This is a genomic window from Flavobacterium profundi, assembly GCF_006491645.1.
GTDB classification, from domain to species: Bacteria; Bacteroidota; Bacteroidia; order Flavobacteriales; family Flavobacteriaceae; genus Flavobacterium; species Flavobacterium profundi.
This window is the reverse complement of sequence record NZ_VDCZ01000002.1, coordinates 446,939-472,618: the sequence shown is the minus strand read 5'-3', so window position 1 is coordinate 472,618 and position 25,680 is coordinate 446,939. Positions and strand designations below refer to the sequence as shown.

Annotated in this window: 21 protein-coding genes and 1 pseudogene; 4 read left to right on the top strand and 18 right to left on the bottom strand. The window is 29.8% G+C overall.

Annotated elements, in window-relative coordinates:
• Positions 1-78 precede the first annotated feature (78 nt).
• Positions 79-1,152: a peptide chain release factor 1 gene (gene prfA, locus FHG05_RS04965; protein ID WP_140996902.1), complete on the top strand. Its 1,074-nt coding sequence runs from the start codon at positions 79-81 to the stop codon at positions 1,150-1,152.
• Positions 1,153-1,225: 73 nt separating this feature from the next.
• Positions 1,226-2,539: pseudogene (locus FHG05_RS18590) on the top strand (DUF5723 family protein).
• 110 nt (positions 2,540-2,649) lie between these two features.
• Here FHG05_RS18590 and FHG05_RS04950 read toward each other — a convergent pair.
• The 17 genes from FHG05_RS04950 to FHG05_RS04870 all read right to left on the bottom strand — a co-directional run bounded on the left by FHG05_RS04950 (position 2,650) and on the right by FHG05_RS04870 (position 21,076).
• Positions 2,650-3,315, bottom strand: a complete 666-nt coding sequence (locus FHG05_RS04950) for a DUF6565 domain-containing protein (protein WP_140996899.1) — start codon at positions 3,313-3,315, stop codon at positions 2,650-2,652.
• 172 nt (positions 3,316-3,487) lie between these two features.
• Positions 3,488-3,871 (bottom strand): hypothetical protein, encoded by a 384-nt coding sequence (locus FHG05_RS04945; RefSeq protein WP_140996898.1) that lies wholly within the window; start codon positions 3,869-3,871, stop codon positions 3,488-3,490.
• A gap of 2 nt (positions 3,872-3,873) precedes the next feature.
• Positions 3,874-4,227 carry a hypothetical protein gene (locus tag FHG05_RS04940; RefSeq protein WP_140996897.1) on the bottom strand — a complete coding sequence of 118 codons (354 nt, stop codon included), beginning with the start codon at positions 4,225-4,227 and terminating at the stop codon, positions 3,874-3,876.
• A 10-nt stretch (positions 4,228-4,237) separates the two neighbouring features.
• On the bottom strand, positions 4,238-4,522 hold the full coding sequence (locus FHG05_RS04935) for a YtxH domain-containing protein (RefSeq protein WP_140996896.1): 285 nt from the start codon (positions 4,520-4,522) through the stop codon (positions 4,238-4,240).
• 33 nt (positions 4,523-4,555) lie between these two features.
• The gene (locus tag FHG05_RS04930; RefSeq protein WP_140996895.1) at positions 4,556-4,708 is read right to left on the bottom strand and encodes a lmo0937 family membrane protein; all 153 of its coding nucleotides are present in this window, start codon (positions 4,706-4,708) and stop codon (positions 4,556-4,558) included.
• Positions 4,709-4,730: 22 nt separating this feature from the next.
• Positions 4,731-5,378, bottom strand: coding sequence for a porin family protein (locus FHG05_RS04925; protein WP_140996894.1), 648 nt, complete (start codon positions 5,376-5,378; stop codon positions 4,731-4,733).
• Between the two features lie 116 nt (positions 5,379-5,494).
• On the bottom strand, positions 5,495-6,064 hold the full coding sequence (locus tag FHG05_RS04920) for a DUF4142 domain-containing protein (protein WP_140996893.1): 570 nt from the start codon (positions 6,062-6,064) through the stop codon (positions 5,495-5,497).
• Between the two features lie 294 nt (positions 6,065-6,358).
• Positions 6,359-7,300: a YihY/virulence factor BrkB family protein gene (locus tag FHG05_RS04915; protein WP_140996892.1), complete on the bottom strand. Its 942-nt coding sequence runs from the start codon at positions 7,298-7,300 to the stop codon at positions 6,359-6,361.
• Positions 7,300-9,513: a PAS domain-containing protein gene (locus FHG05_RS04910; RefSeq protein ID WP_140996891.1), complete on the bottom strand. Its 2,214-nt coding sequence runs from the start codon at positions 9,511-9,513 to the stop codon at positions 7,300-7,302. The genes FHG05_RS04915 and FHG05_RS04910 overlap by 1 nt, the downstream gene beginning before the upstream one ends.
• 12 nt (positions 9,514-9,525) lie before the next feature.
• Positions 9,526-9,972, bottom strand: coding sequence for a response regulator (locus FHG05_RS04905; RefSeq protein WP_140996890.1), 447 nt, complete (start codon positions 9,970-9,972; stop codon positions 9,526-9,528).
• A gap of 12 nt (positions 9,973-9,984) precedes the next feature.
• Positions 9,985-10,548: a helix-turn-helix domain-containing protein gene (locus FHG05_RS04900; protein WP_140996889.1), complete on the bottom strand. Its 564-nt coding sequence runs from the start codon at positions 10,546-10,548 to the stop codon at positions 9,985-9,987.
• An 83-nt stretch (positions 10,549-10,631) separates the two neighbouring features.
• Positions 10,632-11,372, bottom strand: a complete 741-nt coding sequence (locus FHG05_RS04895) for an MlaD family protein (protein WP_140996888.1) — start codon at positions 11,370-11,372, stop codon at positions 10,632-10,634.
• A 15-nt stretch (positions 11,373-11,387) separates the two neighbouring features.
• Entirely contained in the window at positions 11,388-12,119 is a 732-nt protein-coding gene (locus FHG05_RS04890) for an ABC transporter ATP-binding protein (RefSeq protein ID WP_140996887.1), read from the bottom strand.
• Complete coding sequence (locus FHG05_RS04885) at positions 12,116-12,925, bottom strand: MlaE family ABC transporter permease (protein WP_262710442.1); 810 nt, start codon at positions 12,923-12,925, stop codon at positions 12,116-12,118. The genes FHG05_RS04890 and FHG05_RS04885 overlap by 4 nt, the downstream gene beginning before the upstream one ends.
• 113 nt (positions 12,926-13,038) lie before the next feature.
• Positions 13,039-15,321 carry a translocation and assembly module lipoprotein TamL gene (gene tamL / locus FHG05_RS04880; protein ID WP_140996886.1) on the bottom strand — a complete coding sequence of 761 codons (2,283 nt, stop codon included), beginning with the start codon at positions 15,319-15,321 and terminating at the stop codon, positions 13,039-13,041.
• Entirely contained in the window at positions 15,318-20,279 is a 4,962-nt protein-coding gene (locus tag FHG05_RS04875; RefSeq protein WP_449404236.1) for a translocation/assembly module TamB domain-containing protein, read from the bottom strand. Before FHG05_RS04875 ends, tamL begins: the two co-directional genes overlap by 4 nt.
• Positions 20,280-20,281: 2 nt before the next feature.
• On the bottom strand, positions 20,282-21,076 hold the full coding sequence (locus tag FHG05_RS04870; RefSeq protein WP_140996884.1) for a phosphatase PAP2 family protein: 795 nt from the start codon (positions 21,074-21,076) through the stop codon (positions 20,282-20,284).
• A gap of 203 nt (positions 21,077-21,279) precedes the next feature.
• Between FHG05_RS04870 and FHG05_RS04865 the strand changes: the two genes are divergently transcribed.
• Both FHG05_RS04865 and FHG05_RS04860 read left to right on the top strand, forming a co-directional pair.
• Complete coding sequence (locus FHG05_RS04865; RefSeq protein ID WP_140996883.1) at positions 21,280-22,191, top strand: DUF6268 family outer membrane beta-barrel protein; 912 nt, start codon at positions 21,280-21,282, stop codon at positions 22,189-22,191.
• A 2-nt stretch (positions 22,192-22,193) separates the two neighbouring features.
• Entirely contained in the window at positions 22,194-24,503 is a 2,310-nt protein-coding gene (locus tag FHG05_RS04860; RefSeq protein ID WP_140996882.1) for a GAF domain-containing protein, read from the top strand.
• Here FHG05_RS04860 and FHG05_RS04855 read toward each other — a convergent pair.
• Positions 24,491-25,663 carry a Pycsar system effector family protein gene (locus FHG05_RS04855; protein WP_140996881.1) on the bottom strand — a complete coding sequence of 391 codons (1,173 nt, stop codon included), beginning with the start codon at positions 25,661-25,663 and terminating at the stop codon, positions 24,491-24,493. The genes FHG05_RS04860 and FHG05_RS04855 overlap by 13 nt on opposite strands.
• Positions 25,664-25,680 lie beyond the last annotated feature (17 nt).

Genomic DNA, 25,680 nt, shown 5'->3' with positions numbered 1-25,680 from the left:
ATGGTAAAAATGTCAATTATAAACTGTAATAAGAGAATGATTTTTTTATTAACTTTGCACTCCAAATAAAAGTATACTATGCTAGATAGATTGCAATATGTGAAACAACGTTTTGATGAAATATCGGATTTGATTATTCAACCTGATGTTATTGCGGATCAAAAACGTTATGTACAATTAAATAAGGAATATAAAGACTTAAAAGCTTTAGTTGAGAAGCGTGACGAATATATCGTATTAGATGGTAATATTAAAGAAGCAAATGAAATTCTAGCGGATGGTTCTGATCCAGAAATGGTAGAAATGGCTAAAATGCAGTTAGATGAAGCGAAAGAAAGATTGCCTCAATTAGAAGAAGAAATTAAGTTCATGTTAATTCCTAAAGATCCTGAAGATGCTAAAAATGTGATGGTGGAAATTCGTGCAGGTACTGGTGGAGATGAAGCTTCTATTTTTGCTGGAGATTTGTATAGAATGTATACGAAATATTGCGAGTCCAAAGGATGGAGAACTTCTGTAGTAGATATGAATGAAGGAACTTCTGGTGGTTTTAAGGAGATTATTTTTGAAGTGACTGGTGAAGACGTTTATGGAACTTTAAAATATGAAGCAGGGGTACATCGTGTGCAACGTGTTCCTCAAACAGAAACGCAAGGTAGAGTACACACTTCTGCTGCGACTGTTATGGTTTTACCAGAAGCAGAAGAGTTTGATGTACAAATCGATATGAACGATGTAAGAGTTGATTTCTTTTGTTCTTCTGGACCTGGAGGTCAATCTGTAAATACCACAAAATCAGCGGTGCGTTTAACTCACATTCCTACAGGTTTAGTGGCACAATGTCAGGATCAAAAATCGCAACATAAAAATAAAGATAAGGCTTTAGAAGTGTTACGTTCTCGTTTGTACGAATTAGAATTAGCAAAAAAAGAAGCAGAGGATGCTTCAAAACGTACTTCTCAAGTGAGTAGTGGAGATCGTTCTGCAAAAATTAGAACTTACAACTACGCACAAGGTCGTGTTACCGATCATAGAATTGGTTTAACTTTATATGATTTAGGTAATATCATGAACGGTGATATTCATAAAATTGTTGATGAACTTCAGTTAGTTGCTAATACAGAAAAACTAAAAGAGACCGAAGTATTTTAAAAAAAAATAGTATTTTTGAAAGGCTATAAACTGATGTTTATAGCCTTTTTTTATAACCCTAAATCCAATTTTTATGATAAAGAAAGCTTTTTTAGTACTCATTTTATTACTGAGTTATACGTTGCAATCCCAATCTTTTTTTGGAAGTCAATATGATAATTATGCTGGAATTTACAGTGTTATGAATAACCCTGCCAATATTGCAGATTCACGTTTTAAATCGGATATTAATATTGTTTCAGGTAGTTTTTTTGCAGGTAGCGACTATTATGCGGTTAAAATAGGAGATCTTTTAAGTAATTCTGATTTTGAAGCGTATGCAAAAAAGACGCCTACAGACAATAATAATTTGTATACCAATGTTGATTTTTTAGGGCCCTCATTTTTATTTAATATTGATGATAATAGTACTTTCGGATTCTTTACAAGAGCTAGAGGAATAGGACATGCTTCAGAAATTAATGGTTTATTTTTAGAAAAAATTCAAGAAGATATTGAAGAAGATATTGATATACAAAATCAAAATTTTAGTATTGCCACAAATTCTTGGTTTGAAGTGGGTTTGTCTTATGCTAGAATTTTATTTAATAATGAAAAACATTTTATAAAAGGAGGGGTTTCGGTAAAATATATTGGTGGTTTGTATTCAGGTTATATTAAAGCTAGAAATTTGTCAATTGCTTATGATTATACCGGTTTAGAATTAACGAATACAACTACGACTTCTGGTGAAATAGAAACGGGAAATGTTAGTAGTTTAGAAAATTTTGATGATCCAATTGACAATCGAGGAAGTGGTTTTGGAACCGATATTGGTTTCACCTATGAATTAAGAACCAATGAGTCCAATGCTAATTCTAGTAAAGCATATAATAAGTATTTAGTAAAATTCTGAGTTTCTGTAACTGATATTGGAAGTATCAAATTTAAAGAAGGTGAAAAAGTGGTGTATGAAGCGGATGCCTCTTATACCGATGCTGAATATGCAATTAATGATGATTTTGATTCCTACTATTCAAGAATTAGTGAAAGTAAATCGTTTAACGTTTCTTTACCTACAGCGCTTCATTTTAACGCAGATTGGAATGCCTATGATAAGTTCTATTTGAATCTAAATACCGATTTAAATATGAATAAAGAGACGAAGCCTAATTCAAATTATATTAAGAACACATTTAGTATGACTCCAAGATATGAAACGAGATGGTTTAGTATCTATTTGCCGTTTTCTGTTGTAGAAGATTCAGGATTTTTATCTGGATTTGGATTTAGAGCAGGACCTATTACTTTAGGTTCAGGTTCTCTTTTTAATGGCTTGTTTGGTTATTCGAATGCGGTGGATGTGCATTTAGGTATTAAAATTCCATTATATCATAATGATAAATAAAAAAACCGTTTGAAATTTACTTTCAAACGGCTCTCAATAACTAAAACCTTTTTTATTGAAAAAAACAAACAGCAAGTAAAAGCTTGCTGTTTTACTTTTATCCCAAGGGATTATTTTTTAGCTTCTTCGTTTTCTTCAGATTTAGCACCAATTCTGTTTACAGTATACATTGGAGCAAATTTGATTTTTAAAGCTGCAATTTTTCTATTATCTTCAGACGATAAGCCTTCTTTTTCAACCGTATTTTTTCTAGTATCTAACGCTTCATACAGTAATTTGATTTCGTCCCAATCTTCTCTTGAATACGAATCTTTATTATTTTCAACTGTAGTTACAAAGTTGTCATAAACACTTAAAATGTTATCTTTATTAACCCAAGCAAAAGTCATATCTGCAGAACCGTCATAGGTTGGTCCTAAAAGCGTTTTACGCATCGTCATTTTTGCATTTTCTGCGTCTGCTTTTTCTTTTTCAGTAACTACTTTTACTTTGTATTCTTCATATCTAACAGTAGCATTATCAATAGATTCTTTTAATTTTTGATCTTCTTCAACACCAGTTAAAGAATTCTCAGCATTCATTTTTAAACGATCGTAATCTTTTTGGATTTCATCCCAATCGTTTGCTGCTTCATTCATTTCAACATTGCTTACTGAGTCTACATAATTTGCATACATGGCAACATCTTTTTCAGCTTGTAATTTTTTTTCATCTGTACATGCAGTAAATGATACTGCTACAGCTAATAGTCCTAATGTGATTTTTAAGTTTTTCATCTTTATTTTTTATTTATGTTATTATTATAGTGTAAAATTAGTCCAGTTTTTTAGATTACTTTTTATATAATTTTTGTAATCCTTTACATAATTTATATTTTGAAAAACATACATTAAAAACATTACTAATAGATGTTTAAAATGCATTGATATCATAAATAATAATTATTTATTAGTTCTGTTGAATAGGACTGGGCTCTAATTTGTCTTCTTTTTCTTTTGAAGTTATTTGTTCAGCCTTGTTTGTAATAAAGTTGGAAACCAAATATTGTACAATTGTAGCAGATATTTTCTTTAATGTTCCAGCAGATTTTCCAATCATCATTTTTCGAGTTAAGTAACCTCCTGCAATTCCTAAAGTTGTTTCCAATAAAGAACTCTTTATTTCTTTCGATTTTTTAAAATCTGCAATTGTTTCTTTCACAATATTCACCGGTTTTAAACTATCTACGGTATCATTAAATTGATTACGTAAAACTTCAAAATCTTGATTTCGTTTAATTTCTAGTAATCTAATTTTTTCATCTAGAAGTTGATTTTCGTCTATCCTTTTCATAATTATCTGATTTTAGTTTCCAAAAGTTTTCTAATAACCATATTTGTTATTGGCACTTTAATTAATTGTTTTCTAAAAACAAATAATAGAATAGCAAGAACTAAATAAAATCCAGATACAATAAGAAAACCTAGGTATGTTTCTCCAAGTAGTTTTCCAATGTATAAACTAATTCCAATATTGATAAACAAGGAGAACATAGCTACAATTAAACCGAATGCTAATCTAAAAGTTAAAGAGGCAGTTATGTCTGCTGTTTTATCAATAGCATTCAATTTAAATAATTCAATGCTAGACTTTGTATAATCTTGTGCCTTTTCTAAAAGCATTTCGAAATTTGTAGCTATCTTTTCCATCTTGTTTTACTTAAATTTTTGATAATTCTTCTTTAATTTTTGATTTACCTTCTTGAAGTTTATCATCGATATTTTCAGAAAGGAAATTGTATTTTTCTTGAAGTTCACCATATTTTTTTTCTAGTGTACTTACGGTGTTATCAAAACCTTCTTTTAAGTTATCTTTTAACTCATTGGCTTTTTTACCAATTTTTTTTCTCGTGTTTGAACCTTTATCTGGTGCTAATAATACTCCGATAACTGCTCCAGCTGCTAATCCAGCTACTACTCCTAATATTGCATTATTTGATTTCATAATTTCTTTTTTTTAGATTTTTAATATTGTTTTTTAAATTCTTCTTCCTTGAATGATTCTAACGATAATTGCTATTATAGCGATTACTAATAATATGTGTATTAATGAACCCACGCTATACACAAAGAATCCTAATGCCCAGCCAATGATCAATATGACTGCAACGAGATATAATAAATTTGACATCTTGATTAAATTTTAATTGTTATTAATTTAAACGAACGGCTAAGTATAAACTTAGGTTGCTATTTTTTCCATCTGGTACTGTGTATGTTGTTCCAGCAAATTCTCTATCTTTTCCAACAGTTTGTAAACCATAGTTGTATCGAACTCCAATACCTATTGATTGAAAATCTAGACCTACACCAGCCGATAAACCGTAATCGAATTTGTTGAAATCATCATTGTCATAATTGTCTTCGAAATCGAATGTTCCACTGTCTGTTTCATTAGTAACTTGTGCATTTACAAGGTATGCAAAGTAGGGACCAGCGTGTACATTGAAACTATCTGTAATGTTTAATTTTAACAAGATTGGTAATTCAATGTAATTTAATTTAAATTTTGCGGTACCTTCAGCAAAAGCGTTGTCATATACCAACTCAGCACCTTTTCTACTGTACAATAACTCTGGTTGAATAGCTACTGCATCAGAAATAGGTAATTTTGCATAGAAACCTGCGTTAAAACTTGTAAGAACGTTGTTGTCATCTACATCTTCTGTGTACATGTTGGAGAAATTAACCCCTCCTTTAACTCCGAATTCTGCATTAGACTCTTCTGATTGAGCATTAACTCCTAGTGAAGTCATTAAGGCTAATGCTAAAGTGGCTACAATTTTTTTTCTTCTTTTCATGTCAATTGTTTTTAATGTTTGTATTTGGTTTTTATTAATTTAATTGTTAATTATTATTGTGGCATTTGCGATTAGTGTAAAAACAATAAATACGACTAATGCTATTATCCATTTTTTCATGTTTCTGCAATTTTTATTTGATTTACCTTATCTAAGGATGTATTTAGTTTTACTATGGTTTGTAAGGCTAAAATTTTAAAGTCTACATCATTAGTTGTTTTTGATAATTCCGTTAAATCTTGAATTTGATTCGACAAAATTTTTGAAACGGTTTCCAAATAAACATTGTTATAATTGTCTTTTTTAGCTTTTTCCAATCTATTAATGCTTTGTTCTACATTAAGGTTTGGAACGATTATTAATTTTTCAGAAGTAATTTTACTGATTACTTTATTTATCTTACTCTGTTCCTTTATTAATTCTGTTGCTAAGCATTTCACTCTAAAAGGAACTTCTTTTTCTTTAACATGATTACTTATTGTAATTAAGTTTAGATTCTTTTCATTAAACTTTGCCAATAGTTCTGCTTCTACATTTTTATAATTGTTAGTATTACTACTAATATTGGTTAGTATACTTTCTTCTTTTGTATTGTTTGTAAAAACACAAGAAGTAACCGTTAATAGTGTAATACTGCACAGAATGAAATAGAAGTTTAACGTTCTCTTGGGGTGTGTCTTTCTCATTTTATTCGTTTTAATTACATTACAAAGTTGGTGTATTATGGAAAATTCTTTATTACATCATTTTTTGTATTGCTTATATCATTTCCATTTGCCAACTACTTAATTCAATTTCATTTTCTTTTCTAAGAACTTACAAGACAAAATTACGTCACATACAAAGGGTTTGTGTTATATCATTTTTAGGGAAGCTTATAGAATTTTAAGTTTTATGCATCATCATTCATAAAAAGCACAAAAAAACGCTCTATAAGAGAGCGTTTTTTTGTATTGATTATGAAAATTTATTGAAGAGTCTTATTTGTCTGTTGGATTTTCGTGTAAGATTTGAACACTACTTTTTTTTTCAGTGGTGGTAATAAATTCTGCAAAAGCGGAAGGTTGTATTGGAGCCGCATATTCAACAGCGTATGATTTTGCTAATTGTGCTCCAAAATACAATATCATCGATGAGTAATATACCCAAACCATAACGATTACAAAAGAACCTGCAGAACCATATACAGAGTTAATATTGGAATTAGCGATATAGAAAGAGATTAAAAACTTGCCAAAAATAAATAAAATAGCAGTGGTAAATGAAGCAAACTTAACCTGTCTCCACTTGATTTCAGCATCGGGTAAAATGGTAAAAATGGCACCAAATAAGAAGGAAATGACTAAAAATGAGATTAAAGAATTAATCACATAAATGACATAATAAAGTACTTCGGGAAAATAAGAAGTCAATTCGTTACTAATAGCATCTAAAATAGCTGAAATACCTAATGAAACAAGTAGAATAAAACCAATGCTACCAATTACTCCAAAGGACAATAAGCGTGCCTTGATAAATATCCAAAATCCAGAGGCTTTCTTTTTGGGTCGAATATCCCAAATCGTATTGATTGAATCTTGAATTTCGGCAAAAACAGAAGTAGCTCCAATAATTAACATGATGATACCTACAATTCCTGCTAAACTAGTACTATTTGAAATACTTAAGTTTTTAATCATTTCTTGAACCTGGATAGCACTTTCTTCCCCTACAAAATTTTTGAGTTGGTTATAAATGCTACCTTCAATTGCTTCTCTTCCCCAAAAAATATCACATAAATAAAGTAGTACAAGCAATAAGGGACCAATTGAAAAAACAGTGGTATAGGCTAAGGAAGAACTTAGTTTTAAGATTTTTTTCTCTAAAAAACCCGTAAAGGTGTTTTTCAATACTTTCCAAAATCGCTTAAAATCTATCATCATTAAATATATTTAGGAATATAAATAGTAAATGTTGCGCCTTTTCCAGGTACCCCTTTTGCAAAAATATAGCCATTATGATTTTCAACAATTTTTTTACAAATTGCTAAACCTACACCTGTTCCTTGATATTCTGTTTTGCCATGAAGTCTATTGAATAATAAAAAGATTTTTTCAGCATTTTCTTGTTCAAACCCTATACCATTATCAGTAAACTTAATTTTATGATATACTTCGTGAGAATCTTCTTTTAATATAGGTTCGTTTTTAGCTTTTACCTTTTTATATTTAATTACTATTTCTGGAACGACATCTTCTTTAGAATATTTCAAAGAATTACTTATTAAATTGGTGAAAAGTTGTTGCATTTGGAATTCTACTCCTTCAATAACATCAAAAGAATCATATTTGATGATTGCTTTTTTGTCTTCAATGTTTTGAGATAACTCTAGAATACTATTAGCCAATACTTCATTAAGATCTACTTGGGTGAACACGTTATCGCCTCTATTAGTTCTAGAATATTGTAATAAATCATTAATTAAAATACGCATTCTACTTGAAGCTTTTTCAATGCGAATGAGATAATCTTTTCCAAAATCGGTTAGATTTTCTTTTTCTTTATCATTAATTCTAGAGATGAAAGTTTGAATTTTTCTTAGAGGTTCTTGTAAGTCATGACTGGCAACATGATTGAATTCACTTAATTCTTTTATGTTTTGTTCCAATTCATAATTTCGTTCTTCTAGTAATTCATTTTTGTGGTAATCCTCTGTTACATCTTGAGTGGTTCCAATCATACTTTCTAAACCACTTAAGTCGGTAAAGGATTTGGCTACCGTTTTGAAATGTCTTATTTCTTTATCTTTACGCACAACACGATAATTGAGAGCAGGAATCTCACCCGTTGTATTGGCGTTTTCAAATGCTTCTTGAACTAACTCTCTATCATCTTCATAAATATGATCCATTAAATTTTCTAAGGTAGGTTGGAATGATTTAGGTTCAAATCCCATTAAACGGTATTTATTTTCAGAATAGATAAATTCATTGGTTTCAAAATTAAAAATCCAGCTGCCATAATTTCCTAAAATTTCCGCTTGACGACTCGATTCATCAAAAATGATAAGTTCGTTATTTAATTTTTCTAAACTTTGAATGTTTTCTTCTAAAAGCTTGTTGTTATTAATTTCATCTGTAATGTCATGCGTAACACCTAAAACCGTTTTATGTTTTAATTTTTCAAGAAATAATTTTCCAGTCGCTCTAAAATAACGTATTTCTCCATCGGGTCGAATAATTCTGAATGTAGAAGGTGGTAAGTTTTCTTCTCTAACAACTCGATCCATGATTCCTAACACAATTTCTTTGTCTTCTGGATGTACAAAAGTTAGAAAATTATCATTTGTTGAAGGAAAGGAGTAAGGTTCGTAACCTAAAATGCGATAAAAATTTTCTGAATATTTCGTAACATGCGTAACTAAATCCCATTCCCAAGTACCAAAACTAGATAAAATTTCAGCTTGAGAATTTAGAAAAAAAGCTTTATTTAAGGTATTATTTGCCTCTTTTAATTTTTCTAAATCATTATTCGTTTTATAGTATGCATACACAATTAAAAGTATGGTAACTAATAAAATGCTTAAGGTTAAAATAGGAGTTAAGTTAATTTGTTCGTTATAAATTGAATTTCTTTTAATTAAAAAAGTATCTTCAATTTCTGTCATTTGATTGATTTTATTACGAATAGCAACCAGTAATCGACTACTTTCATTAAAATTTTTCTTAAACTCTTTAGTATTTACAATATTTCTGCTAAGATCAGGATCTGAATATTCTCCATTATAATCTAAACGCTTTTTTATAATTTCATATAACTCGTTTAGGTTTTGTTGCTGTTGTTTGTTGTCTTTGGTAAGTTTTTTTAATTTGGCAAAAGACTCATTTATATTACTATTAGCGGTATAATAAGGATTTAAATAATTTTCATCTCGAGTAATTAAAAAGCCTCTCATTCCATTTTCAGAGTCTTTGATATAAGAAAATAATTGTTCGAGTTCTAAATTGACTTCATAAGTATGTACTACGAGTTTTGATGACTGCGAAAGGTTTTCGATATGTTTATACGTTACAGCACCCACAAAAAGTACCACAAATAAACTGATGGTAAAGATAATTTTATGAACTTTTGAAGTTTTAAATTTATTTTCTCTCATACAGCTTTCACTTTATAGGCGTAATAGAAAATTATCTTTATTTAATCCACTTGTATGGTATTGCCAATTGATGGTTACTACTTCTGATAACACTTTCTTTAGAGTATTAAAATCACTAGGTTTTTTAATATAAATATTGGCACCCAAAACAAAGGTATTCTCAACATCTTGATCAGACGATGAGGTTGAATAGATGGCAATAGCAATATTATCAAATTTTTGATTTTTTTTAATTTCTTTTAAACATTCAATTCCATTTAGAATAGGCATATTTAAATCTAGAAAGATAATATTTGGTAAAACAGATTCTGGGTGATGTAGAAAATCTAATAATTCTTTACCATTTTTAAAAGTATTGACAACTGTATTTATTTTTAATTCATCAAAAGCATCTGTAAAAAATAAACGATCATCTTCGTCATCATCGGCTAAAGTAATTAAGATATAATCTTTCTGCATGGTTTTAGTTTATTAATTTATATTTTTTGTAGCAATTTCTCTTCTTTTAGTAATAATCCTTTGAAAAGCAGAAGGAGTAATACCTGTTGTGTTTTTAAATTGAGTGCTTAAATGTGCGACACTAGAATAATTCAATTTAAATGCAATTTCGGTAAGACTTAAATTTTCATTTACAATCAAATGTTTGGTCAGTTCAATTTTTTGTAGAATGATAAAGTTTTCAATAGAAGTATAAGTAACTTCAGAAAAAATATTGGATAAATAGCCATAACTATGGTCTAATTTCTCAGCCAAATAAACGGAACTTTTTACATTAGGTGCCTCTTCATTAAATACCATTTCAATAATGGCATCCTTAATTTTTTGAACCAAGATGTTTTTCTGATTTTCAATTATTTCAAAACCATACTCTTCTAACAAGGCTGTAATTTGATGATACGTTTCTGTGGGTATGTTTTCTAAAAACAAAACTTCAGAAGCATTTACAATTTCAAATCGAATATTGAAACTTTTCAATTTTTCTTCTAAAATTTTTTTTGCTAAAACATTGATGTCAAGCTTTAAAAATAATTTCACGGTACTGTTTTTAAATTTTAGTAAAAGTAAGAAAAATGTTTAATTAATAAATAGTTTTTATTAAACAAAAATGTAGTCTTTTATCATTTGTTATCTGCTGCTTCTTGTTTCTTTTCTGCTTCTTTTTCTGCTTCCTCTTGGGCTTTTCTTTTTTCTCTTTCTTTTTTTCTAAAATAGCCTCTTAATAGGAAATTATGTTTAGCCGCTTCCATATTTTCATTCAATCCTTTTGAACTTTTTCTTAAATTCTCCATGGTTTTTTCTAAATCCTGTGCCATACTTTCATCATTCATTAATTTACCTAAAGTTCCTTCACCATCATTAATATCAGTTAATAGAATGGCTAATTCATCTGTAATTACTTCTGCGTTTTCAGCTGTTACTTTTACCGAAGCCATGATATCATCCATTTCAACGGGTTCGTATGAGCCAATAGTGTCACCGTCTTGAATTTCTTTCGAATGAGATGAACCTTGTGAAATAGTTAATAATTTATCCCCAATTACGCCTTCAGAACCTATAGAAGCTTTGCTGTTTTTTTTGATAAACTTTTTAACATCTGATTTGATGGATAAATCTACTTGTACGGTGCTATCGTTAATAATTTCAACATTATCAACCGTTCCCACATCTATTCCTGAAAAACGAACAGAGCTGCCTACTTGCAAACCACTTGCGTTTCTGAACTTAGTTTTTATCTTTATTTCTGAGCTAAATAAATTTTGTTGGCTACCAATTAAAAAGATAATTACAATTAAAAATGTTAAGCCTAAACTTACAAATAAGCCTAATTTTACTTTATATGATTTATTTTGTGATTCCATGTTTGTTGTTTTTTATTAGTTGAAAAATGATTGTATATAGCTATCGTCGTCGTTTTCAAATTCGGATAGTGTTCCTTCTTTATATACTACGCCATCTTTTAGCATTATAATACGATCTGCTACTGTTTGTACACATTTTATATCATGCGTAATAATAATAGATGAAGTTTTAAATTTATTTTTGGTTTCATTAATGAGTTGACTAATTTCATCTGATGTGATAGGATCAAGACCTGTTGTAGGTTCGTCGTAAAGTAAAATTTTTGGATTTACGATTAACGTTCGAGCTAAACCAATTCTTTTTTTCATACCACCCGATAATTCGGAAGGCATTTTATCAATAGCTTCTGGTAAGCTCACATCTTCTAATACTTTTTCAATTTTTTGAGTGATTTCTTCATTTGAAAATTTTTTATCCAATCGTGTTAATGGAAAGGTTAAATTTTCTCTTACCGTCATAGAGTCATATAATGCAGCTCCTTGGAATAAGAAACCTATCTTTTTTCTAACTTCAATTAGATCTTCATCCGAGCTATTTGCTATTTCATAATCTTCTACTTTAATGCATCCTGAATCGAGTTGCAGTAAATTAACGATACATTTGATTAAAACCGATTTTCCAGTTCCTGATTTTCCTAAAATCACTAAGTTTTCATTCTCAAAAAGTTGTAAAGTCACTCCTTTTAGAATATCTTGTGTTCCAAAACTTTTGGTTACATCTTTTATGTCGATTAATACGTTTTTCATAATAAATCAGTTATTTGAACGGCAATTAAGTCGACGATAATTAATAATAAGGAAGCAGTTACTACTGCTGAATTGGCAGCTACACCCACGCTTTCTGTTCCTCTTCCTGCGTTGAAACCTTTATAACATCCTACTAAACCAATAACGGCACCAAAGAAGAAAGATTTGATAAGTGCTGGAAGTAAATCTATAAATTCTACACTATCAAACGCTTGATGCATAAATAAAGTAAAACTTACATCGTCTTTGATATTTACACCTAGCCAACTTCCAAATATTCCAATAACATCTGCATATAAGGTTAAAATAGGTATCATTACTGTAGCGGCAATTACTCTAGGTACAATTAAAAAATTAATTGGATTCGTATTGGAAACTTCCATAGCATCGATTTGTTCCGTTACACGCATAGAACCTAATTCAGCACCCATACTTGAACCAATTTTTCCTGCACAAATAAGTGCGGTTATAACAGGACCCATCTCCCTAATAATGGATATAGCAACCATGCCAGGAAGCATAGCAACTGCTCCAAACTCTACTAAAGGAGGTCGTGATTGAATGGTTAAAACCAATCCAATGATAATACCTGTAATAGAAATTAATCCAACAGATTTATTTCCAATTTGATAACATTGTTTTAGGAATTCGCTTTTTTCAAATGAGGAATGAAAAATATTTTTCATCACACTTTTTAAATAATACATTACATTGGCAACGTCTATAAAAAAGTCGATAAATTTTTGCTTTATATCATTCATAAAACTATTGGTTATGAATGAATTATTTGGTTTTAAATAAGACATGGTTGGTTTTTTATTAGTTATTCAAAGCTAGATATAAAACCAATTGGTATGCTTACATAATTTTTTCCAAAGTTTATATAATTTGGTATCTAAAGTGATTCTAGAATTACATTTTAAAAAGGATATCCGATAGCTAAATTGAATATTAAGTTTTCTTTTCTCCAATTTCTGTCACCAAAATCAATTGCATCAATTACCCATTCTTGTCCTTTTGGTAAGTAAGGTTTTCGTAATGGGAAGGCAAAATCGGTTCTTAAAATTAGAAAAGAAAAATCGAATCGAAGTCCCACACCAGTACCTATAGCCAATTGTTTTAGAAATTGATTGGAAAACTGAGCTCCAGGTTTATCTGAAATTTCATTTAGTAACCAAATGTTTCCTCCATCTACAAAAACAGCTCCTTTGATAAAATCATAAATTTTAGTTCTTAATTCGGTATTAAACTCTAATTTAATATCTCCAGATTGATCGGGTAAAAACGTATTATTTGTAGTGTCAAGATACGTTCCAGGACCAATAGATCGTGCTCTAAAGGCTCTAATACTACTGGTTCCTCCAATAAAGAATTGTTTTACAAAAGGGAGTTCATTGGAGTTACCATACGGAATACCAACACCTAATATGATTCTACTAGCTAATTTGGTTTCATTACCAAAGTTTAAGTAATGTCTAAAATCGGTTTCAAATTTGGCAAACTGACTAAAAGAAACACCCAGAATACTTTTTGGATTATTGGGATCATTGGCACCCATAATCAATCCTGTTGCATTAGCAGATAAATCTAAAGCACCTTTAAAGTAGAAAGTGTTTTTTTTCTGAGTATACATGGTGTTAGTATAGGTGTAAGAGTAGGTAGGACCAAAAATAAGTTGTTTTTGGATGACTTTTTCCAAAGAAGCATTTTCTTGGATTTGCTCTCTGTACAAATCGGTTACTTTGTTGGGCTTGGTGTATGTAATATCAAAAACATTTAAGTTATGTTCTTTTCTTTCATTTTCTTTCCACATATAACCAAAGGAACTTTGAAATGTATGTAAGGCATATAATTGTGTTCGTAATTGGTACTCATAATTTATAGAAGCTTTGGTTCTAGGGACAAATCCACTTGCTGTATGTACTTTAAAAGGAGTAATAAATCGAGGCCAAATTAAACTGGTTTCTCCACCCAAACGATACACATTAAAACCATTATTTTGTCCAGAAACTTGCACCTCTAAACCACCAAATGCTTTGATACTAAGTAATTCTGCACCTCTAAAGGTATTGCGATTACTCCAATTGATATTTAATTCGGTACCTGAATAATTGGCTGAATTACTTTTTGCTAAAGCTTCTACTCGTATTGATTTTTTAGGCAATGGCGTGAGATAATAATAGGCATCTAAATAATTTCCAATAGTGTCACTTTCTTTGAACTGATTTTTTACAAATTTGAAAGTTCCTAACGTAATTAATCGATTCAATGATAAATTATGATTGGTTCTGTTATATAAATCTCCTTTTTCGAAATTCAAGGTATTTTCAAAAACGCTAGGTTTGAAAAGCTTTTCACGATCAATAATGGTAAAGTTTTTATATTTTTCTGCTGCTGAAGAATTTTCTTGTAAGGTATCTTGCTCTAATTTAAAATTAGAATACACATAAATATTGTTAATATGATAGGCTTTTCTAGCTTTTTCGGGAGTCGTTTCTTTAATGTCTAACCAAAGCTTTACTTCATGATTGCCCACCGTACTATCGACTTGAGTTAGTATAAAGTTTTCATTAAAATAGTAGTAACCTAACTCTTTCAATTTTACATCTATTCGGGCTCTTTCCGTTTTAATTTTATCTAAATCGTAGGGTTCACCAAGTTTTAATAGACTGTTTTGCTTTAATCCAACAATTTCTTTTCCTAAAGAAGTAGAATCATTAGGATATTGTATTTCTTTTATTTTATATTGATAATTTAAACTAACCACATAATCTGCAGTAGCTTTTTTTCTTGTTTTAGTGGAATCAGCTTGTGTTTTTACATTAAAAAAACCTTTATTTTCTGCATGGTTTTGTATGATTTTCTTATTGTATGCTAAATCTACTTCACTAAATAAAACCGGTTTTTCCCCTAATTTATATTTTAACCAATGACGAAATCCTTTTTCTTTTTTTACATCACCAGCTAAATTGTAAAAGAAGATGCCAGGTCGCATTCCAAGAATAGAACGATTTGGTTTTGGACGAATCAATTCATCCAGTGATTTTTCAATTTTTTTCCTTTCACTACGAGATGTTTTTTCTCCATTTACTTCTATTTTATGTCCGGTATATAGTAAGTCGCCTTCGGGTATATTTTTTGTACCACTGCAACTATATAAAATCAAAAGAGTAAAAATTAGTATGGAATATCTTGTCTTCATTCGTTTTTTTTGTCCTTGTTTTTTTGGAATAATTCTTTAAACTTATCATAATTCATAGTAATTATGAAAGCCACTCCAGTCTCTATAACTTGTCCTTGAAGCGCAACTTGATAGTTGTTTTTTCGATAGGCTTTTAATTTGTATCTACCATCTTTAGTAATCAAATATTCAGCTGTAAGGTCACCAGCAATATTATTTGCTTGTTCATTTTCATTTTGAGTACCTTCAATTCCAAAACTACTTCCAACAGATATTTTTAAACGATCGTCTACTAGTTCTTTAGAAATACCCACATTCAAATCGGTTCTATTTTGTTTTTGGCCCGATGTGTAATCTTCAGTAGCTTGTAAATCAAAGTCAATTTGAAAACCTTGAATTAAATCACCTGCAATTTGATTGAGTTGTTCCGATAAGATTCGACTTGCACTTTGTTTGGCCAAGTAGGATGCACTAATTCCTCCAGTTTCACTTTGGAATGGATTTTCTCCAATGAATCGATTCAGTAAAAGAACTGCAAAAACTTGTTTATTTAGAACATCTTCTTGTTGACGAATTTGTTCTAATTTTGCTTGAGTCGTATTAATAACTTCAGCTGAAACATCATTATTTCCTTCCGGTAAAACAATATCAAAATGAATTTCAGGTTTCATGAGTTCACCTGTCATTTTTAATTGGGTTTCAAAGGGTATTTTTTGTTTGTATGTGTTTCTCACTCCAGCGGTTACTTCCCCTAATTGATCATTCACTAAATCAATAGGAGCGATATCGGTTTTGTATATTGCGGTTACATTTACATTAGCACTTGTTGGTTCACCAGTCCATACAATATAACTACCCGGTTTAATATCAAATTTTCTTTTTATAAGGTTAAAATTCATCTCATATGAACCCGAAGTAAACTCATATTTACCAGTTAAGGTAGTTTTTCCTGATGGATCGATACCTCCATTTAATTCTGCTTCTCCTTTTAACTTTAAGAAATCTCCATTCGCTTTATCAATGATGATTGAGATTTCAGCATCTTTATCAATTTCAATATTAACAGAGGCATTCATCCCTTTTATATCGGTTTCTGTAATTACTTTGGTAGGATCTTTTACGGTTATTAAAACGGGCTGATCCTCATCAACAAATTTTACAATTCCTTCTCTGTCTGCAATAGAAGGGTCTTCTTGTGGTAAAACAATAGTAAATTCAGTGTCTTTATTAATTTTAATATTCCCTTCAATTATCGGACTTTCAAAATCTCCTTTTAGGATAAGGTTATTGTCTAAATATAATTTACCATAAAATAAATCACTATCTTTTGCTTCTGAATTTACTGCTCTAAAATTGTCTGCTTTAATCTTTAAATCAAACCCTAAATTAGCATAATTAGCGCTATTAACAGTACCATTAATTTCTAAATCATTCTCATTTTCATCTTTAAATCGAAAGGTATTAAACGTTATTGTTTGATTGTTGAAATCAATAGCGTCATTAATTAGTTTAAACTTCGAATTAAGAGGAGCTACAACAAAACCAACATTATTAAATTTGATTTGGCCTTGAATTTCTGGATTATTGGCTTGCCCAGTAATCGTTAAATTTCCATTCAAATACCCTTCACTTTCTGTCAAACTTCCTGAGGTAAAAGGTTGTATCGATTTCATTTGTAATTTTTCTAACGCCACTTTAAAATCTAAGTTTCCAGTACCAATTTGATAATCACCTTGTATTGCTGCTTGATTGTTTTGCCCACTTAAATTAATATTAGCAGTGTAAGTATTGGCAATTTTATTATCTATTTTTAAAGCAATGGTTCCAATGGTATCTTTTTTGAAGCTCGCATCATCAATCGTAATATCGGCTACAAAAACGGGTGTTTTATGTAGGTTTTCAATAGTGGTGAATCCATTCACTCTTCCTCCAAATTCATAATTGGAAGTTACTATATTTGTAATAGATTCTAATTCGAAATCTTTCAAATCTATTTGAATCGGCGATTCGAATGATTCCGTTTCGGATTGTATTTTTAAGTTATTCTGATTATGGTTTAAGATGAAATCTTGTATGTTAATTCCATTTTTATTGATGATAATGGTATTTTTTGAATCAATATTCCAATTTTCATAGTTCAGTACTAGTTTTTCAGCATCAATTTGAATAGTAGAATTTGTATCAGTTTGCTTATAATTTCCAGCAAAATTGTATTTTTCAACGTCTTTATTATCTGAGATACGAAGTTGATAATCGAGTTGATTATGCTCCACTTTACCAGAAACTTGAGTTTTTGGAACGATTATATCACTATTTTTTAGTTTCCCAATTTCTACATCATATACTAATGCTTTTTCTTCTTTATCGACAGAAATTGTAACCCCATTTATTTCATTATTAGCATATTTTACATGAGGAATAGTTCCTTTTATACGGATACTGTCATTGGCCGAATTGTAATTACCATTGATATGAATAGCTGATGTTTCTTCTAAATCAGGTACTATCTTTTTTAAAATTTCTTCTTCTTTTATATAAATATCAAAATTTACATGTTGCGGTGGATTGGGTGCTTTTGAACCAGAAGATGAAGTACTATTAAAATAATGGTTAAACGATTGAGAAACAGCTGTTGGTAAAGAAGCCAATTCATAGTTTCCATTTAAATTAACATTTACAAATTGCGATTTTAAAAGAATCGAATCTTGTGTTTCCGTTGCAACCGATTTTAAATAAATGGTATCTAAAGGAAATTGTTCGTTTTCAAGCGCTACTAAAAAATTAGTTGCCATTAAAGAACCATTCAAATGGTTCACATCTAAAGTTTCAAAATCTGCAGTAATATTTCCCTTCATCTTTAAAGGACCTGCATGTAAATTTAATTTGTTTAAATCGATTAAATCTAGATTTAGATGGAGTTGCGCTTTAGGGTATTTTCCATCAAAATCTCCCTTAGATTCTAATTGAAAAGTTATATTAGGATCATTACTTTTAGTTGTAACTACAAAATGGCCGTTTTGAATTTCTCCATTTAGGATAAGGTTTTTATAATTATAGGCATTGTAATCTGCTGAAATAACAGTAACATCAGCATTTGTATTCATTGTTTTGGGATCCAAAGATTTCCCATTAATTATCGTTTTAACCGAAACTTTACCTAATTTATCATTTTGAATGAGTTTACCAATGTCAAATTGTGCTAAGGATGCATTTAAAGTATATTGTTCTTGATGCATTTCCTTTTGATTCAAAGTTGCATCGACTACGGCATTTCCGAAAGAACTTTTTAAATCAATATGCGTTGTGAAATTATCTAAATATCCAATAAAATTTCCAGTAGTTTCAAAATTTTCAGGTAAGGTTATTGCGTTTGGAATTGTATTTTTAGGAAGAAAGGTATTGACGTCTTTTGCGGTGCTCATTAATGCGTTAATACTAATGTCTAAATAGGTTGCTTTTGTATTTGGTAAGCCAGTAATTACTCCATTCATGTCAATTGAAGTGAAACCTATTCCAGAAGCTTGAACTTTCTTAATCTTTAAATTGTTTAGTTTTCCACTAACTTGCGCGGTTAAATTTACAATACTATTTTTATTGGTATTGAATGGAACTTGATTGGCTAAATCTGGCACAAGAAATAAAATATCTTTGAATCCAATTTTACTATCAGTAAAATTAGCTTGGACTTCAATACTTTCAGGATTTTTAGAAAGTGAAGCAATTGAGGGGTATTTTAATAAAAGTGTTTCCTTATCGAGGTTTGTATTGGGCGTAACTAGTACTAAATTTTTTAAGAAGGCATTTTGTGATGCATATTCAAATTGCGTGCTTAATTTGGTAACTTCAAAATCGTTACTTTCAATAAATGAGAGGTTATTTATTGTACCTTTTATAATATTAGTTGTATAGACTAAATCCGTAGCTTCCCAATTGAGTTTTTTAATAGATAAATGATTGGTATCTAAACCATAACTGCTTTTCTTTACAGCAGTATTGTCATAATCAACATTCACATTTTTAAATGTAACTTTATTAGCACTCAATTCCCAACCTTTACTAGGTGTTGAGCTATTGCTTGATGAAACTTTATTGTCTTCTAAATTTAAAGATAACTTTCCATATGTATCTTCGAGCTGAAGATCATGTAAGGCTATTTTTTGTTGATTTAAATCAAATTCTTTAACCTTAGTGTTTAGTTTTTGGAATTGTAATTGCGTAGCTAATTGTGTTTTTTCATCTTTATACTTTATCGCTATTTTTGAAAGAGCAATGTCTTTTAACTGTAATTTAATTGGTTGATTTTGAGTCTCTTTATTGATTTTATCTGTTGCTTTTTCAATTGCTTCTGAAAGTCCTTGATTGAGTTCTAACTTTAAACCGTCTAATTGAATTTTTGGAATATCAAAGGCTAACTTTTCTAAATCGAAAGCATCTATTTCAGTTTCAAAATAGGTTATGGAAGTGGCAAGATCATTTTTGTTAATGGCATCATCATAGTAAAAGTGAGTATTAGAAATTTTAACTTTGTTTACATCTATTGCCATTGGTTCAGAGGTTGTATTAGGCTCTTTTGAGGCAAATGCTTGAATGATATAATCAAAATTAAAAACTGAATCTTTGTTTTTATTTATTTTAGCAGTTATCCCATCCATATAAACATGATTGACTTCAAGTGTATTGGAAAGGAGTTTAAAAAGACTTACGTCTACATCTAGTTTTTTTCCAGATAATAAGGTGTCACCTGATTGATCTTCAAAATAAAAATCAGTTAAAATGACTTTTTTGGGTAAACCAATTTCAATTGTCCCCACACGAACTTCCGTATGAATCTTACTTTCAAGATAGCGAACTGCTTTGTCTTTTACTTTATTTTGTACAAAAGGAATTTGTAAGGCTAGTATTAAAAGCAAAATAAGTCCAAAAATTGAACTTATAATCCATAAAATTATTTTTAAAACTTTTTTAAACTTCTTTTTCAAAATTAGAAAGTATATTGAATTCCTATTCCTTGATACCCAAAACCAACTTCTGGTGCAATTCTTAAGTTGCTATCTTTTTTTCTGTGTAATCTTGGTACTAAGATACCACTAGTGGCTCCAATAACATAACCCACAATAGCATCTGATAAGAAATGATTTCCGCCTTTTACTCTATAATATCCTACTGCAGCTGGAAGTAATGCAGCACCAGCCCAAATATAAGGCTTTGCTTTGGAATTTGGATAAAAGTCTGCATAAACTTGTGCTGCAAAAAAAGTAGATGCGGCAGCTGCAGCTACATGGCCACTAAAAAAGGATCTTTGATTGTTGCTCTCAAGTCTTTCATCCAAGCTTAAATCGATATTATATACTTTTGGTCTTGATTTTTCAATAAATCCAGATGATACTGTAAATGTAGCCAAAGATAAACCTACAGCTTCTACATACATGACCGATAATTGTCCTGCATGTTGTCTGGTATCTTTATTTAAAGCAAATAGAAAGGGTATTGCTAAAGATGTATAAAGAGGAATGTCGCTTTGGTTTGATGCATTTTCATCATAATTTCCAGCTGACCATCGGTCTACAAACCAAATATCATCTGCATTCAATGCGTTTAATTTTTCTTCTGTGAGTGGTTTTTTATCTTTAATTACTAAAAGTCCCCAAGCGTTTATTCCTGCAGCACCAACAATGATAGAACCGTCAGTTAATAAATCAGTTTTGTAAGGTGATTCTTTTTGACCTACAAGATAATAGGGCAGTGCTAAAGCAAATAGAAGGGCTATCTTTCTCATTTTGTCTCTGTTTATTTTCCAATGAAACAAAGTAACAGTAGAAGGTTATGATTTGTTTTATATAATGCAGACTAACTTTTATATAATTCAAATATAATTTTGAAGGGTTAGGCATCCTTTATTGTAATTATGTAAATCATGACTTGTAAGATGTAACAGTAGCGGTTCACATATTTCTAATTTTACTATATAAATTTAGATATATGAGATTCCAAAAACGTATAGTAGTTATAGCCCTTTTATTTGCATCATGGGTTCATGCTCAATTTGATACTGATGCAATTCATTTAAATGTAAGTCACATTCCTAATTCGGATTTAAAAAATGCAGATGCTAGAGCCGATTTAACGGAAGTTGATTTTCAAAGTTTTACACCCACGATTCGAATTGGAAAAAACACAAAATTGAATAGTATTATCAATTATAGATTATATGACTATAATTTTGACTCTCCAGTCCCAGAATCTGATAATTATCCCGATAACATGCATCATTTTAAATATACGTTATTGGTTAGACAAAAAATAAATGAACATTGGAATGCATATATTGCGCCTAGGTTAAATATTCGAACCGATTTTAAGAGTAATTTTACCTATCGTGATTTATTTCCAGCTCTTACAGCTATGTTTGTAAAAGATGTGGTTCGAAATCCGCACTACAAATACGGTATTGGGATTAATTTCAATAATAATAATGGGAAATTTAGAGTGTTGCCAACCGCTTATTTTCAATATCAAAAAGACAATATGAAAATTAGTGCCTTCATTCCTTCAAAAGCTTCCATTACATTTGCTAATGAAAAATATGCCTATGGTTTTGGATATCATTCTGAAAGTAATATAACCCATTTAAATTTGTCGGATGATCCTGCTGTTAATCCCAATAATATTACGTATCTTAGAAACATGAATGTTTTTGTGTATCCTTCTTATTCAAGAAACTTAGGTTCAGATATTTGGGTTACTCTAAAAGCAGGAATTACGATTCTAAGATTGTATGAACAATACAACAGTAGTTTTGATGATATTACCGATTATTATAATGATTCCTTTAAACCAAATGCCTATTTTAGTATAGGATTTAGTTATAAAGTAGATGATAGCAAAAAATAAAAATGATTACTAAAGAAAACATAGTTTTATCTCCTTATGAAGTGGAATTTTCCATTGCACCCTTTCTTGATACTTTTACTTTTCCGAAAAATCCAGAGCTAAAGGAATATTATCAAAATTTGTTTTCTAAAATAGAACATGTACTGGTTAAAGAAAAAGAAATTACAGGAATTGTAAGAGATAATGCTTCTTTGTTTGAAGAGTTCTTTTCCATTCTAATTCCAGAACATATTTCTAAAAATGAATACAAAGCTGTTGTATTACCTGTAAAAAACACCATTTTATTTCGAAGTGAAAAATTAAACGAAATTGACTGTTCGGTGAAAGAAAGTATTCGTTTTTTTGATGCTTCCCCAGATATAATTTACAAGTTGAAAGCCATGATTGTTTTAAATTCGATTATCGAAAATAAAATAACATTGGACAACAAAATCATTTTTGAATTCAAAGACACCAAAGGGGTTTATAAAACATTTTTTATCTCTAATAGAAATGATTTTTTAAAAATTTATCCCAAAGATTCCTCCAGTTATCCAACAACCGAACAAATCAATATGTTGTTAAACGACTTGGATAATATAGATTTATGGAAAGAAATTTTTCCTGAAGGAAGTTGGAATGTAGAGGGTTTTTGTATTTTAACTATGGTAGAAAATACCTTAGATAATGCGGTTTCCCAATTGAAAACGAATCTGTTAAGTTCTCAAAGTGACACCTTAGTAAATGATGAAAGTTTTAAAAAAATTTTCAGATCTATTTTTGATATTCCCGATTTGAAAATTGGTATAACTATCTACGATAGCGAAGAAAATACTTTAATTAAAACACGTTATAATGATGTTGAGATTGACAGTTTTGTATTAAACGATAAAATGAGTAAAAATATCTCTGAGTTTAAGAGCGATTCTTTATTAAAGACTAGCATTCTAAAAAGAGAACCTATTTTTATTCAAAATTTAGAGCAATATAGTATTTCAAATACTGAATCCGTATTGTTAAATGTATTGTTGGAACAAAATATTCAAAGTTTTATTATTGCTCCCATTGCTAGTAGAAAGGGAATTATTGGTACGATTGAATTGGTATCGGAAACCAAATATGCCATCAATAAAAAGAGTTTGAGTAGATTGAAATTGATTTTACCGATTATAACCAATACTTTAGAGCGTTCGTTAGAAGCTACTGCCAATCGAATTGATGCCATCATTCAAAACGAATACACTTCCATTCATCCTAGTGTGTATTGGAAATTTAAACAAGGTGTGAGGGATTTTTTGAATTCCGATAAAAACTTAGAAGCGTATACGTTTAAAGATATTGTGTTTAAAGACGTTTTTGCATTATTTGGTCAAATAGATATTAAAAACTCTTCTCACAATAGACAATTGGCTACCATTGAGGATATTAGGAATCAATTAGAACTGTTAGTTAACTTATTTCAATCTATTATTAAAGAAAATAAAATTTTAATTGCCGATCAGATTCTTTTTGAATTGGATAAATTTTCTGTTGAGGTTGAAAATAATTTTGATACTACTTCCGAAAGTACTTTTAAATTATATGTCGAGAGTGAGGTACATCCCGTTTTGGAAACCATGATTTTTTCAGAAAATATTACTGAAAAAGTAAAGGCTTATTATGAAAAATTAGACCCAAAACTGAATATTATTTATGACAATAGAAAAGCCTATGATGAATCGGTTGCTTTGTTGAATAAAAAGATGTCTTCTTATTTAGACGAATGTCAGCTAGAAGCGCAAAAAATATTTCCTCATTATTACGAACGATATGCAACGGATGGTATTGAACACAATATGTACATTGGTGCTTCTATTAATCCTAGAATGGAATTTAGTCCGCTATTCTTCAATAATTTAAGATTATGGCAATTAAAATCGTTGTGTGAAACCGTTTATAATTTTCAAAAATGGAAACATATATTAGATTTTCCTTTAGAAGTAACGACTTTAATTTTGGCTTTTAGCTCTCCTTTAACCATTCGTTTTAGAATGGATGAAAAATTATTTGATGTAGATGGTTCTTACAATGCACGTTATGAGGTTGTCAAAAAAAGAATTGATAAATCACACATTAAAAATTCAGAAGAACGCATTACACAAGAAAACAAAATTACCATTGTATACGCTCAAAATTCTGAAAAAGTGGAGTATATGAAATACTTAAAATACCTTATTGCTAAAGGTTTACTTGAGGAAGAAATTGAAAAATTTGATGTGGAAGAACTACAAAGTATTTCGGGTTTAAAAGCTTTGCGAGTTACCATTAAACCCATTCCAGATCAAGAATGTTGATACGCATATAAAAAGGTAAGTACAGAAACAACAATTCCCACCATAAAAATATTATAAGTAATTCTCAATAATTTATATTTTCGATCTAAGATAATACCTAAATAATGTAAATCTTTCGTAAGTGAATTATATAAATAATCGTTGTCTAACATCATTTTGTTAATTTCATCTTCATAATCTTGATAAGGAACTTTATAAAAGTTTCCAAAAAACAATAGATTTACCTTTTTGTTTAAAATGTCTTCTTTGGTGAATTCGGTTGAGGTTACTTTCGGACGCGTTGCTAAAATCGCAAATACAATCGAAATCACACTAAAAAATAAAAGTACAAATGTAGGTAAGGTAAGGTATATGTTTCCAGGACTGTCTAATTTAGGAATTAAAACGGATAAGGCTACTGAAATAATAACCGCATTAACAGAGAGTAAAATATTAGCTTTACTATCAGCAATATCACTTAATCTAGTATGATTAGTAATAGTAACTCTAAATAAGGTCTCAACCCCGCGACCTAATTTTTTTTTCTTTTTCTTTTTTTTCTTTTTTGGGGTTACAACAAGATCTTCATTTTTTTTCATTCTTTTTTCTTCCAAAATTTGTATGTTTTTTTGTTTGATTGGTTCCCAATTTTCCTTTGCGTAATTGGTATAAAATTGGTGTTTATCTTTTAAAAATGAGATGTTTTCATGCAACCATTCTTTCTCAGAAAAAATTGCGACATCACACAATTTCCATTCTGTACGTAATTCCTTTAAAAAGGAGAAATAAGCATCACTACCCACATGGTAATAATCAGAATCGCACATTATTTTTTCTAAAATGGTTTTGGGTTCATGATTAAAAACGGTAGCCATAATTAAATTGCTAACCGCATCAATAGTGTTTTGATCAACTTCATTCGCAACCAAAAAAGTAGTGGCAATTTTTACACTTTCTCCTTCATGGCCATCTTTACATTTAATATAGCCTGTATCATGAAACCATGCAGCCAACTGCAAGATCTCAATATCTTTTTCAGAAATCTGTTCATGCAGACCAATTTCTTCAACGGCATTGACCACATTTTTTGTATGCGTTACATCATGGTATTTATATTTAAATTCTAATACATTTTTAAATAATTCTGTAACGTATAGTTCCGCTTTTTTTACTAATTTCATCCATTAAAATTATACTA

Bases quoted from the DNA above. Each gene is read 5' to 3' on its own strand.
- prfA (WP_140996902.1), top strand. From the start codon at position 79: ATGCTAGATAGATTGCAATATGTGAAACAACGTTTTGATGAAATATCG.
- FHG05_RS04950 (WP_140996899.1), bottom strand. From the start codon at position 3,315: ATGAAAAACTTAAAAATCACATTAGGACTATTAGCTGTAGCAGTATCA.
- FHG05_RS04945 (WP_140996898.1), bottom strand. From the start codon at position 3,871: ATGAAAAGGATAGACGAAAATCAACTTCTAGATGAAAAAATTAGATTA.
- FHG05_RS04940 (WP_140996897.1), bottom strand. From the start codon at position 4,227: ATGGAAAAGATAGCTACAAATTTCGAAATGCTTTTAGAAAAGGCACAA.
- FHG05_RS04935 (WP_140996896.1), bottom strand. From the start codon at position 4,522: ATGAAATCAAATAATGCAATATTAGGAGTAGTAGCTGGATTAGCAGCT.
- FHG05_RS04930 (WP_140996895.1), bottom strand. From the start codon at position 4,708: ATGTCAAATTTATTATATCTCGTTGCAGTCATATTGATCATTGGCTGG.
- FHG05_RS04925 (WP_140996894.1), bottom strand. From the start codon at position 5,378: ATGAAAAGAAGAAAAAAAATTGTAGCCACTTTAGCATTAGCCTTAATG.
- FHG05_RS04920 (WP_140996893.1), bottom strand. From the start codon at position 6,064: ATGAGAAAGACACACCCCAAGAGAACGTTAAACTTCTATTTCATTCTG.
- FHG05_RS04915 (WP_140996892.1), bottom strand. From the start codon at position 7,300: ATGATGATAGATTTTAAGCGATTTTGGAAAGTATTGAAAAACACCTTT.
- FHG05_RS04910 (WP_140996891.1), bottom strand. From the start codon at position 9,513: ATGAGAGAAAATAAATTTAAAACTTCAAAAGTTCATAAAATTATCTTT.
- FHG05_RS04905 (WP_140996890.1), bottom strand. From the start codon at position 9,972: ATGCAGAAAGATTATATCTTAATTACTTTAGCCGATGATGACGAAGAT.
- FHG05_RS04895 (WP_140996888.1), bottom strand. From the start codon at position 11,372: ATGGAATCACAAAATAAATCATATAAAGTAAAATTAGGCTTATTTGTA.
- FHG05_RS04890 (WP_140996887.1), bottom strand. From the start codon at position 12,119: ATGAAAAACGTATTAATCGACATAAAAGATGTAACCAAAAGTTTTGGA.
- FHG05_RS04885 (WP_262710442.1), bottom strand. From the start codon at position 12,925: ATGTCTTATTTAAAACCAAATAATTCATTCATAACCAATAGTTTTATG.
- tamL (WP_140996886.1), bottom strand. From the start codon at position 15,321: ATGAAGACAAGATATTCCATACTAATTTTTACTCTTTTGATTTTATAT.
- FHG05_RS04870 (WP_140996884.1), bottom strand. From the start codon at position 21,076: ATGAGAAAGATAGCCCTTCTATTTGCTTTAGCACTGCCCTATTATCTT.
- FHG05_RS04865 (WP_140996883.1), top strand. From the start codon at position 21,280: ATGAGATTCCAAAAACGTATAGTAGTTATAGCCCTTTTATTTGCATCA.
- FHG05_RS04860 (WP_140996882.1), top strand. From the start codon at position 22,194: ATGATTACTAAAGAAAACATAGTTTTATCTCCTTATGAAGTGGAATTT.
- FHG05_RS04855 (WP_140996881.1), bottom strand. From the start codon at position 25,663: ATGAAATTAGTAAAAAAAGCGGAACTATACGTTACAGAATTATTTAAA.